The 11,939-nt window shown below is 63.1% G+C and carries 8 protein-coding genes and 1 pseudogene; all 9 read right to left on the bottom strand.

The genetic code is table 11. From position 1 onward, the window contains the following. Positions 1–3: 3 nt before the first annotated feature. On the bottom strand, positions 4–2,241 hold the full coding sequence (locus tag AC3IFE_RS15320; RefSeq protein ID WP_489191008.1) for a polysaccharide biosynthesis tyrosine autokinase: 2,238 nt from the start codon (positions 2,239–2,241) through the stop codon (positions 4–6). Positions 2,242–2,292: 51 nt separating this feature from the next. Continuing rightward, positions 2,293–2,727, bottom strand: coding sequence for a low molecular weight protein-tyrosine-phosphatase (locus AC3IFE_RS15315; protein ID WP_301737104.1), 435 nt, complete (start codon positions 2,725–2,727; stop codon positions 2,293–2,295). Then, the gene (locus AC3IFE_RS15310) at positions 2,724–3,893 is read right to left on the bottom strand and encodes a polysaccharide biosynthesis/export family protein (protein WP_301737238.1); all 1,170 of its coding nucleotides are present in this window, start codon (positions 3,891–3,893) and stop codon (positions 2,724–2,726) included. Before AC3IFE_RS15310 ends, AC3IFE_RS15315 begins: the two co-directional genes overlap by 4 nt. Before the next feature lie 170 nt (positions 3,894–4,063). Further along, positions 4,064–5,140 (bottom strand): sugar transferase, encoded by a 1,077-nt coding sequence (locus AC3IFE_RS15305; RefSeq protein WP_489191007.1) that lies wholly within the window; start codon positions 5,138–5,140, stop codon positions 4,064–4,066. A 733-nt stretch (positions 5,141–5,873) separates the two neighbouring features. After that, positions 5,874–6,842: a helix-turn-helix domain-containing protein gene (locus AC3IFE_RS15300; RefSeq protein ID WP_089471523.1), complete on the bottom strand. Its 969-nt coding sequence runs from the start codon at positions 6,840–6,842 to the stop codon at positions 5,874–5,876. Positions 6,843–8,286: 1,444 nt separating this feature from the next. Next, positions 8,287–9,111, bottom strand: coding sequence for an alpha/beta fold hydrolase (locus AC3IFE_RS15295; RefSeq protein ID WP_301737108.1), 825 nt, complete (start codon positions 9,109–9,111; stop codon positions 8,287–8,289). A 149-nt stretch (positions 9,112–9,260) separates the two neighbouring features. Further along, entirely contained in the window at positions 9,261–10,250 is a 990-nt protein-coding gene (locus tag AC3IFE_RS15290) for a LysR substrate-binding domain-containing protein (protein ID WP_367620016.1), read from the bottom strand. A 625-nt stretch (positions 10,251–10,875) separates the two neighbouring features. Then, positions 10,876–11,736, bottom strand: a complete 861-nt coding sequence (locus AC3IFE_RS15285) for a ferritin family protein (RefSeq protein WP_489191020.1) — start codon at positions 11,734–11,736, stop codon at positions 10,876–10,878. Positions 11,737–11,765: 29 nt separating this feature from the next. Next, positions 11,766–11,939: pseudogene (locus AC3IFE_RS15280) on the bottom strand (fatty acid desaturase); the annotation flags it as partial.

Genomic DNA, 11,939 nt, shown 5'->3' with positions numbered 1-11,939 from the left:
GTATCACGCATCCTGCGCCCCGTACTCGTATGCGACATAGCGATAACCGCCGTACTTCGACCCGTATCCGTACTGTCCGAGCCGCGGATTGACACCGTTGAAGATGACGCCGTTCAGGCGAACGCCGTTTTGCGCGAAGCGTTTCGCGGATTCGTCGATCTCGCCGAGCTTCGTCTTGCCCGCCATCGTGACGAGCAGCACGGTACCGGCGAATGCGCCGAGAATGCCGGTATCGGGCACGGCGAGCACGGGTGCCGAGTCGATCACGACGATGTCGTAACACGGCGACAGACCGTCGAGCAGCGTCGAGAGATTGCGGTTCAACAGCAGTTCCGCGGGATTTTTCGGCATCGTGCCGGCCGAGATGAAGTCGAGCCCCTCGACCACCTCGCGATGAAGCACGTCCTCCACGCGTGCGCTGCCGGCAATCAGCTCGGTGAAGCCGCGGCCGCGCGGAAAGCCGAGATAGTGGTGCATTCGGCCCTTGCGAATGTCGCCGTCGATCAGCAGCACGCGCTTCCCGGCGCTGGCCATCACGACCGCGAGGTTCGACGAGATGAAGGTCTTGCCGGCGCCCGGCGCGGGGCCGGCAATCAGCACGACGTTGTTCTTCGCCTCGAGCATCGCGAACTGCAGGGCGGTGCGCAGGCTCCGCAGGCACTCGACGGCCGGCTCGTTCGGGAAAGCGATCGACAGGACCGACTTGTGGCCGCTCTTGCGCGCGGCCTCTTCGGCCAGGTCGCGCTGACGGTCGCTGATCGGGACCGTCGCGTACACCGCGAGGCCGAGGCGGCGCTCGATCTCGTTGTGATCCGAGATGCCATGGAACAGCATCGAGCGGACGATCGCGGCGCCGCAGCCGGCGAGCAGCCCGAGCAGCAGCGACGCCAGCGCGACGAGCACCTTCTTCGGCCGCACCGCCACTTCCGGCACCGCGGCCGTGTCCACGAGGCGCACGTTGCCGACCTTGCCGGCCTGCACGAGCTGCAGCTGCTGCATGTTGTTCAGCAATGCCGTGTAGAGGTCGGTGTTGACCTTCACGTCGAGCATCAGCCGCACGGCTTCCTGCTGCAGATCCGGCAGGCGCCTGATCTGCAGCTCGGCGGCGTTCCGATAGCCGTTCAGCGCGGCGATCTGCTCGTCGATCACGGCCACGCTCGGGTGCCGTTCGGTGAAACGCGACATCAGCTCCTGCCGCTTCTGCTGCAACTCGAGCAGGCGCGTCTTCGCATCCGCGGTCTGGGCCAGCGCGAGCTTCGCCTCCTCGGTGAGGTCGACCGTGCCATGCTCGTCGCGCAGCTTGGTCAAGCGCGCTTCGGAATCGGCCAGTTGCTGCTTGAGCTGCGGCAATTGCGCGGTGAGAAATTCAAGCGACTGCGCGGCCTCCGCCGATTTCCGCTCGATGTTCTGCCGCACGTACTGGCGGCCGATTTCGTTCATCGTGTCGCTGACCCATTTCGGATCGGTATCCTGAAGACTGGCAACGACGACGTCCGATTGCTTCACGCGTTCCTGCACGTTGAGGCGGTCGCGGATGTCCTCGATCGTCTTCAGCCGCGAGTGGCGAACCAGCACGAACGCGGCGCCCGGCTTCGCGGCGATCGATGCGACCTGCAGCACGATCGGGCCGCGCGGCGAGTCGAAGCGTTCGAGCGCGCCGACGGTGCCCTCGACCGGCGCATCGAGATCGCCGCCGTCGAGCCGATAGCGCTTGCCCCCGAGGCTCGTCAGCGTAAACGCGTCGCCTTCGTTCTTGCGCGGCACGTCGAAACGCCGCACGTCGATGCGTTCGCGGCCCCACGCGTAGCCGCCCAGGCCGGCGAGGCCGGGTTCGGACAAGCCGTCGCGATGGCGCGCGATCCAGTCGCCGATCAGCGGAAAGCGCTTCGGCTCCGCGTCGATGAACAGGTTGAGCTTGTCGACCGCACGTTCGACGACGAGGCGCGACGCGAGAATCTGCTGCTCGGCGGCGGCCGACGACTTGACGTCGAACAGCGCCGACACGTCGCCGAGCAACGACTTGGCAGCCGACGTGTCGGGACTGTCCTCGACCTGGACCATGATGTTGGCTTCGAACACGGGCTTGCCGAGAATCGCGTACGCGAGGCCGGCCGCGAGCAGCACGCACGTGATGGTCGCGATCAGCCAGCGGCTTTCCAGCAGAATGTCGAGCACCGCGACGAAATCGGTCTCGCTGCCGTCTTCGGCGGCTTGCGGCGGCGGGGCGGAGGGTTGGGTCATGGCACGATATGAGGCGTAGAAGTTCCAGTGGAGCGTCGGCCGACGGCGGCTTCAGACGATACGAAGGCGCTTCGACCACTCGGACACGCCGAGTTCGATCAGTCGCGCGCAGCGTTCGAACACGAACCTGGGCTGGCGGTAAGGGTCGTGCACGTCGAAGTCCGTGTATTCGCCGAGGCGGAACACGCGTCCCCGCGCGAACGGGAACCGGTTCTCGAGCGACGTGCGCTGTCGACGGTCCATCACGAGGATCAGGTCGGCGTCGGTACACAACGCGCGGTCGACCTGCCGGGCACGATGCGGCGACACGTCGAACCCGCGCAGGCGCATGACGTCCAGCGCGTACGGTGCGGCCGGCATGCCGACCAGCGCGTTCAGGCCGGCCGACGCGACGCGGCGCCCCGGCATCGACTGACGCAGCATCGCTTCGGCCATCGGGCTGCGGCAGATGTTGCCCTCGCAGACGATCAGGATGGACTCCATCATTTGGTCGCGATCGCCGCGGTCAGGCCGGCATTGATGGCCGGCAGCAACAGGCTGAGCACGCGGCTGAAGCGGACGAGCCCGTTGCCGTCGACATAGACGACATCCTTCGGCTTCAACTGGAATTGATTGGCGAGCACCATCGCGACCGGCGAGCGGGCATCGAGGTGATAGACCTGCGGTTGCTCGTCCTGCATCCCGCGCACCACGTAGAGCTGCGCGGCGTCGGCCGTGTTCGCGTTCAGGCTGCCGGCCTGCGCGATCGCCTCGCTCAACGTCAGCCGGCCGTTGCGCATCGGCAACGCCGTCACGGGCTTGTTGACCTCGCCCATCACGAATACGCCGCTCTCGTCGCGCGCCGGCACGCGCACGAGGTCGCCGTTGCGCAGCACGATCTTCGACGGATTGCGTCCTTGTTCGGCCATCCCGGTCAGATCGATCCGGCGCTCGACGCCGTCGCGCACCAGCACGATGCGACTCTGGTCGGCCGCCGCCGAGAAGCCGCCTGCCCGCCCTATCGCGTCATACAGCGTCATCGGGATGTCGTTCACCGGCTGCGAGCCCGGCGTATGCACCTCGCCCTCGATATAAACCTGCTTCGCGCGGAACGAGGCGATCCGCACCGTGACCTGCGGATTCCTGAACGTTTTGTCGAGACGGCGCGCAAGCTGCGTCTGCACCTGCTCGGCAGTCAACCCGGCGACCGGCAGCCGGCCCGCGTACGGGAATTGCAGCGTGCCGTCCTGATCGACGACGAACCCCGGCGGCGCATCCGCGGCGCGCGGCGCGGACTGTGCGGGCGCGCCGAGCGCCGCCGCCAGTTCGGGGTGATCCCATACGGTGATCTGCAACACGTCGCCGCGGCCAATGGTGTATGCGTCCGGCGACGAGACGATATCGCGAAGCTCGCCGGGTACACCGCGTTCGGTATCGCGCATGCGCCGGATCAACGACAGGTCGATATTCGTCACCGGAACCGGCAGCGTGGCGCTCTCGCCGGGCGTCATGCCGCTTTGCAGCGGAATCGACGCCGGCTGCTGCATACGCATGCCCGGCGCGATACCGCACGCGCCCAGCAACGCACACAGCGGCAGGATCATCACGAGTGGGCCGACACGCGATCGTCGGCGCGGCGCGCGCGCCGGCTCCATTTGACGCAACCTCTGCATTACAACCTCGCTCTTTTTTAGTCTGAAATTGCTCCGGTCGCCTCGCGTCATGTCGAACGCGAGTACAGCACCCCTGTCGAGACCGGACATGCCTGCTGCCACACCGTACCGTTGCGCCGGCTCCCGCCACGCGCGATCGAATCGCCTTCTCCGCGTGCGGATGGAAACGGCTAGTAAGCCCCCGAGCCGCGCACCACCACGTTGATCGTCCTGAACAGAATGCCGATGTCGCGGCGCAGCGACCAATCGCGAACGTAGGACACGTCGAGCGACACGCGCGTCGAATAGTCGGTGTCGTTGCGGCCGCTGACCTGCCAGAGGCCGGTCATGCCGGGCTTGGCCATCAGGTAATAGCGCACGTCGGCGCCGTAGCGTTCGAGTTCGGCCTCGACGATGGGGCGCGGCCCGACCAGGCTCATGTCGCCCTTCAGCACGTTCAGCAACTGCGGCAGTTCGTCGAGGCTCGTCTTGCGCAGCAGGCGGCCTATCGGCGTGATGCGGACATCGTTCTTCAGCTTGAATTCGCGCGCCCATTCCGCCCGGGCGTCGGCGTCGCGCTCCAGCAGCGCCTTGAGCACCGCATCGGCGTTCGTCACCATCGAGCGGAATTTCAGGCACTTGAACCGCCGGCCGTTTCGGCCCACACGCTCGTGCCCGAAGATCGCGGGACCGCCGTCGCGCCTCACGGCCCACGCAATGCCCAGCAATGCCGGCGCGAGCACGACGAGCAGCAACGACGCGCCCACCAGGTCGAAGCCCCGCTTGACCATTCGCTTGAGGCGCCCGACCGTCCGGTGGCCGATCTCCAGCTGGCCGCGCAGGTCCGCGTGTGCGATCGCCGCCGCGCGCACCTGACCGCCCGCACGCTCGATCACGCCAAAGATCGCGAGCGTCAGCGCGCGGAATGCGATCAGGCCGACCCCGCTGGCGAGCGTCCAGCACACGAACCACTCGCTCGACAGCACATGCGCACGATGCAGCACGTAAAGCAGCGCGGTGCTCATGCCCTGCACGACGATCCATGCAAGCACCGTGCGCCCGAGCAGGTGCAGCGCCGATCGCGTTCGCGCCCTCTCGTAGATGCCGCAGGCGGGAAATACCGACAACGCCAGCGCGGCGGCAAACGCGACGAGAGCACCGTCGAACAGGGTGCCGCGCGCACCGCCGGTCGCACCGATCAACGCGGGGATGAACGCGCCCAGCACGATCATTCCGATATCGGTCGCTCGATTGATCAATGAATTCATTGATATGAACTCCTAAGTCATCATCCAATATCCATTCACGACGCAGTGCGGCATCACGTCATGCGGCACGCTGGTTGCGGCGCCTCTGCTTCAACGTTTCCGCAGTGCATCATATTCGCCGCGACTCGCGACTTTATCGATTGCGTCCGAATCCGCCTTGTTGATGGCGGAACAAATCAAGCCGATTCCGTGAGCGAATTATTCAAGCTATTTTCCGAATCGAGCGATGCACGAATAACGTGCGTTCGCACCCGTTCATGCACGGATTCGGATCAGATGTACGACACGACTTTCATCTCGATTTGCAATTCAGCGCGGCCGTCATTGCCCGCGCACGGAACACGCGCATGCATCGCCTGGCGCGTCTCAGCCTACGAGCGAGCATTGGCCGGACTACAGCACTCGATGCTCGCTCAACGAATAAAAAGGCCTGCACGGTTCGCTCACGACGATCCGGCAGGCAAAATTCCGAGGAGTGCCGGGGTGCCGCCTCCTCGAAAGGCCAGGCGATAACTTAATCAGCGGAAATACGCGTGGGTTGATTCATGTCCGACCATGCCACGATTGTGGCTGAATCCGCCTTTACCCGATCAGAATCGACTACACTTCTTATTTGCAATCCGAATTAATAAAAAAGTCACTCCGACCAAACATCGATATCCACGTATGGATTTGAATTCGGGCAAAAAGATTACGTCGATTGGTGGAAAATGGCGAATTGCGATCGCCCGCTCTAGGACGACGCGCCGCTCATCCAGCCGCCCAAATCCGACGCGTACAGCGTGTCCGCCGAGGCGTCACTGTCTTTTCGTGCCGCTGCCCGAAATTCGGTCGGCGACGTCTGCAAGTGCTGGCGAAACAGTTTCGCCATCCGATCGCCGCTGCCGAGGCCGGTACGCCGCGCGACCTTGTCCGCCGGAAGATCCGTCTCGATCAGCATGCGGCAGGCCTTTTCGAGGCGTATCCTCAGCACGAACTCGGTCGGCGTGACACCGATTTCGTTCTTGAAGCGCCGCAGGAAATTGCGCTCGCTCATCGCGGCGGCCTGCGCGGCATCGGCGATCGAAATGCGGTTCTCGCTATTGACCCGCAGATGATGCGCGGCCATCCGGATCAGCGTGCTCGCACGGGCGACGCGTGCGCCGAACAGCACGTCGGTCAGTTTGCGGTTCGCGCCGGACACCATGCACATCACGATTTCCTGGGCGATTTCGTAACCCATGTCCACCCGGACGATCGACAACGCATCGGAGAAAGGCCCGTCGTCTTCGTCGCCGGCGGCTTCATCGTCATCGCGGCCGACAGACGACGCGCCGCCGTCCGTTCCCGGCGCGGCCTTCTCTATCTCCTTCTGCGCCAGGCGCATCTGCGTCAGCAATCTCCGGCCGCCATGGCTGCCGCGCACGACCCGCGCCCGCTGATGGACATGCCGGACCCACGCAATAAACTGTTCGTCGAGCTCGTCGGTCCCGCCTTGACCGCTCAACACGAACATCGCGTGCACCCTGCTCGCTTCGAGTGTGCGCGCTGCTTCCGTCCAGATGCCCACGCCCGACGACGAACGAACCGGGCCGCCATGCACGGAATACAGGCGCAATTCGTAACGGTCGACGAATGCACCATCGACCCGCCCGAGCTGATTCGCCAGTTCGAAAACGGCGGCCAGCTTGCCCATCTGCATAATGGAAAAACCCTCGAGCAACAGTACGATTACGCTTGCTCGCTGATGTCCGTTGCCGGCGCCTCTACCCCGATTCACGCTTGACCCCGTCGATGAATGATTCGGCACTGTTTGCATCTTGCGGCCCTTTAACAATTTCTTACATTTGTTGTTTTCTGCGCCGCATCATAAGGGGCGGTTCTCGTTCGCCGATTTGTCAATGTCTGTTTTCGCCGTGTTGTTGTCGGATTCAATCAAGCCAATGATATGGAACTATTTATTGAAATTCGTCAATTTCGGTGAAGATACTGTCACGCCATTTCGCGGGAAATTGACGTGCATCAATGTCAAGAAATATAAATCGGGATAACGCAGGCAGGGGGATATCGCCGGTAATGAAGAGAAACCGAAATCGATCGAATGCGTCGCCTTTTCCGAGTGGCGCCGCCGCAATGGGCGAGCGGGTCGTATCGCGGGGACCCCACGCGGGCGAGGGTGAGAACCGTTTCAGGCGCGCATGGTCGATGTCGCTCAGGTCGGGATGAAAGCGGCCTGCAATAAAGCACGTGGCTGCCCACGCCGACATGCCGTCGAGCCCAAACCCTGGCCAGTATTCCGATTGCTCGCGCGCTCCGGTGGAACGTTTGCGTCAAAGCTGGATACTCCGATTTTCGACTTCACCCGGGCTGGTCGTTGGAATTAGGCGAATCGGTGGTGCCGCGAGTGCATCGCACACGCATCGATTTCGCGCAAACGTTCATCTGGGGGGATTGGGGTGCGCATTTAAGGAAAATTCAGATCGTATGTGACCTCGGATCGGTAATGAAATACCGGCGCCATCGTCGAATCTTTCGGTATAGCGTCACGCAAACGTTTGTCGTTGAAGAGGCCCAGGAGCCGATACATGGACCGCGTGAAATTCCCGAGAATTACACGCGATTACTATTGATTACACGAGATGATTCGCCCGCGTGCCGGATCCTGTGCGGTTTATCGGACTTGTCGGCATCGATCCGTCATAGGGCATTCGTCCGGCGGGCGCTCATCGAATTCGGATCGACTTCTTTCGATGGGCGTTGCGCGTCGGTCGAATGCGGCACATGCGATATGCGCGCTGCCCTGTCCGCACCGCCGGCCCGGGATCACGAAAGGAGAAAACGGTTGCGGGCTACCACGCCAGACGCATTTCAGTCATGCACCCGGTGCGCAACAAACTTTCATTCGTACTTCCGATTTTCGTGCGTCGACAGGAAACGCTCAATGTCCAATCGAATCGGTAGTACTCCGGAAGACGGATGGTCGATCGCATACATTCTGCCACGCGACCCGACAGCGGCGCTCACGCCAACGCCCAACGCCCAACGCCCAACGCCCAACGCCCAACGCAATCAGGATCATAGAAACCCGGCAGCCGCGCGCATGCCCGTCTGACAATTCCGACCGCTGCGCGGCGCCGAGCGTGCGGGCGTCGCAGTTCGCGCGATCGTCAGTTCGACGGGAGTTGCTGCGCGTCGAACCAGTCGAGCAGCGTGCGCGTGACGAACGCCGGATTTTCCAGGTTCGAGATATGGCCGGCGTCGGGCACCAGCGCATGCGCGCAGCCGATCACGCTCGCCATCTTCACGGTTTCCGACGGCGGGCGCGCCATGTCGCCCGCGCCGCACATCAGCAGGGTGCGCGCGGCATCGAGTTCGGCAAGTGTCGCGAGCGTATCGGGCCGGCCGAAGATCAGCCGGCCGAGCGGCGCGATCGATTGCCGCAGCCGGTCGGCCGGCAGGTTCGCGAGCGCATCGCGAAACGCCGTCGGCAACGGGTCGTCGAGATTGACGTCCGGCCGGAAGAACAGCGGCACGATCGCGTCGAGCAGCGGCGGCGCGATGCGGCCCGCGGCCTCGATCGCGTCGAGCATCGCGAAGTAGCGGGTGCGCGTCGCATCGGGTTCGGCTTCGAGCGACGCATCCATGATCACGAGCGAGCGCACGCGCTGCGGCTCGCGCAACGCCAGCCGGGCGCCCCACATGCCGCCGACGCTGAGCCCGACGATCGCGCACTGTTCGATCTCCAGCGCGTCGAGCAACGCGCTTGCGTGCGCGGCGAGATCGTCGAGCGTGTGCGTGCCGCTCGGCAGCGCGCCCGATTCGCCATGCCCCCACAGATCCGGCACGATCACGCGATAGCGTCGCGACAATGCGTCGATTTGCGGCGCCCACATCGTCGCGTCCCACAGATAGCTGTGCCCGAGTAGCACCGGAAAACCGGCGCCGCGATCGAGGTAGTGCAGGGTACTGCCATGAATGCTGTGTGCGGGCATGCTGTCTCCGGGGGTGTCAAGACGCGGCGGTGGCCCGGAAACGGGTGCCGCGGTCGGCGGCGTTCTGCGACGAACGCGAAGCGGCGCATCATCGCACAGGTTGCAGGTGCCGCGCATGACGCCGCGCGCGACGCATTCGCCGCGCCGCGCTAGCCGACGCGGTACATCGGCAGCACGTTGCTGCCGGCGCTATCCTGCTCCGTCTCGAGCGAATGACACGCTTGTTCGAGCAGCCAGTTGGTCAGCACCGCGATATCGAATTCGTTGCACGCATCGGGGTTCTGCACGAGCATGTAGCTGCCCGATGCAACGGTGCAGTGCGGGAACAGCTCGACGAGCCGCCCCTGCTTCAACAGCCCGTCGACCAGCGGCCGCCTGCCGATCGCGATGCCGTGGCCGTCGACCGCGGCCTGGACCAGTTGATCGTACTGGCTGAAGTGCAGCGCGCCGGCCGGCCGCAGCCGCGGCACGCCGAGTTCCTTCAGCAAATGGCTCCACCCATGCCACGGCCACTCGCCGCGCGGATCGTCGAGGTGCAGCAGCACGTGCTTGTCGAGGTCGGCCGGCCTCATCGACGCGGCGTCGCCCGCCGCCACCAGGCTCGGGCTGCACACCGCGACGACCCGCTCGCGAAACAGCACGTCCGTATCGTCGGTCGACGTATACGGGCCTGCATAGCGCACGGCCAGGTGCAAACGTTTGCGCTTGAGATCTTCGATTTCGCTCGTGGCCGACACGCGCACGTCGATGTCCGGATAGCTGGCGCGGAACGAACCGAGGCGTGGAATCAGCCACAGCGCGGCGAACGAGACGGTGGTCGACAACGAGATGGCGCGCTGGCCGACACTCGACGACAGCTTGCCGACCACCGATTCCAGGTCGGACAACGCGAACGAGATCGCGTCGTACAGCTCGCGCCCCTTGTCGGTCAGCGTCAACGAACGAATGTGCCGATGGAACAGCTCGATCCGGAGCTGCTCTTCGAGCGCCTTGACCTGCCGACTCACGGCAGATTGCGTGACGTTCAGTTCCTGCCCCGCCCGCGTGAAGCTCAAATGGCGCGCCGCGCATTCGAAGCCCCGCAGGAAATCCAGCGAAGGCAGACTTCTCAATCGCTTTGCCAATCTCACATTAGCCATACCGCCGCCTCAAAGTTGCACCCATCGACCGATAAGTCGCCCTTCGTCTCCCTGAATCGTTTCTCCTATTTGGATTCGGAAACGATTTTATCTTGAAGTATGGAGGCACAGCATTCTTATTTTCAATCGTGACACTTGTATTTATCTATCGATTTTCATCGCATCGACTTACTTACACCAACATTGTCCATGTAGTGATTTTGTAAATTTATATCCGAACGAATCCGCCCCCAAGATAGTCGATAAACCCCCGTAAAAACATAGAATTACCATAAAAACACGACGCTCTCATGCCGGGTTCGTCGCGCAAACAGACGCAACACCAGGTTCCTACAATTCAATTTCAATTAGCTGACTTTTAATTCTATTTCCCGGATTGCGAAAGACAAACGGCCAGCAACATACACGAAAAATACCGGTTAAATCCCGAATCAAGTGTTTACATAAATATACTAAACACAAGAAGTTCAAAGGATCATGCAATTTCAAGAAACCGATGCGTCGATTATGTCCGGAAATGATTAATTCTCCGGCCGTTAGCGCCATTAGCGCAGGTCGGCTGCATGGCGTTCGCCTGTCGGCCGGAATGGAGCCCGCGCCGCGCGATAGCTGAGGTGTCGATCCGCTACGCGCAGTCCACCGCATCCTTCGTCCGCGCGATCACTTCGCGGCGATAGCGGTTCAGTTCCTGCGCGGTCGCGAACGTGCGCTCGAACAGGATCGACAGGTTGTGCAGAATCCGCTCGACGACCTTCTTCTCCCACTCGCCGTCGAAACGGATCTGCTCGTCGAGCCAGCGCTCGAGCCATTCCGGATCGGGCAGACGTGACTGCACGGTGTCGCGCGGGAACAGCGCCTGGTTCACGTGCAGGTTGGTCGGGTGAAGCGGTTTTTCGGTGCGGCGCGCCGACGCCATCAGCACGCCGATCTTCGCGAATGCGGCACGGGCGACGTCGCCGTGGTCGTTCAGCGCCTTCTTCATATAGCGCAGGTACGCGCCGCCATGGCGCGCTTCATCGCGCGAAATCGTGTCGTAGATCTGCTTGATGACGGGCTCGGTGTGCCAGTCGGCCGCGCAGCGGTACCAGTGGTTCAGGCGGATTTCGCCGCAGAAGTGCAGCATCAGCGTCTCGAGCGGCGGCGCCGGATCGAACTGGAAGCGCACCGCGTGCAGTTCTGCTTCGGTCGGCACCATCTCCGGCTTGAAGCGGCGCAGGTATTCCATCAGCACGAGCGAATGCTTCTGCTCCTCGAAGAACCATACGCTCATGAACGCGGAAAAATCGCTGTCGTGCTGGTTGTCGCGCAGGAACATTTCCGTGGCGGGCAACGCCGACCATTCGGTGATCGCGTTCATCTTGATCGTCTTCGCCTGCTCGTCGGTGAGCAGCGAAGCGTCGAACTTGTCCCACGGAATGTCCTTCTCCATGTCCCAGCGGACAGCTTCGAGCGATCTGAAAAGTTCCGGATAGAGCATCGTCGTCACCGTGGTTGCAACGCATTCGACACCGGTGGTCACGCCGATTGCGTGGACGCCGGCGCGGCCGCTTCGGTCTCGGGCTCGCGATCGTCCCGATCGTCGTCCACCGAGCGCGGCGTCAGCCGGCCGCGCAACAGCGCGTAATAGAACTGCCGATACGTGCGGTGGTAATAGCGGATGCGCGGCGCGATCGCGCCATGCAGATCGTG

The sequence above is a fragment of the Burkholderia sp. APQ4-4ca genome, from assembly GCF_057837105.1.
The sequence above is the reverse complement of the archived record's forward strand: the minus strand, read 5'-3'. Positions and strand labels throughout refer to the sequence as shown.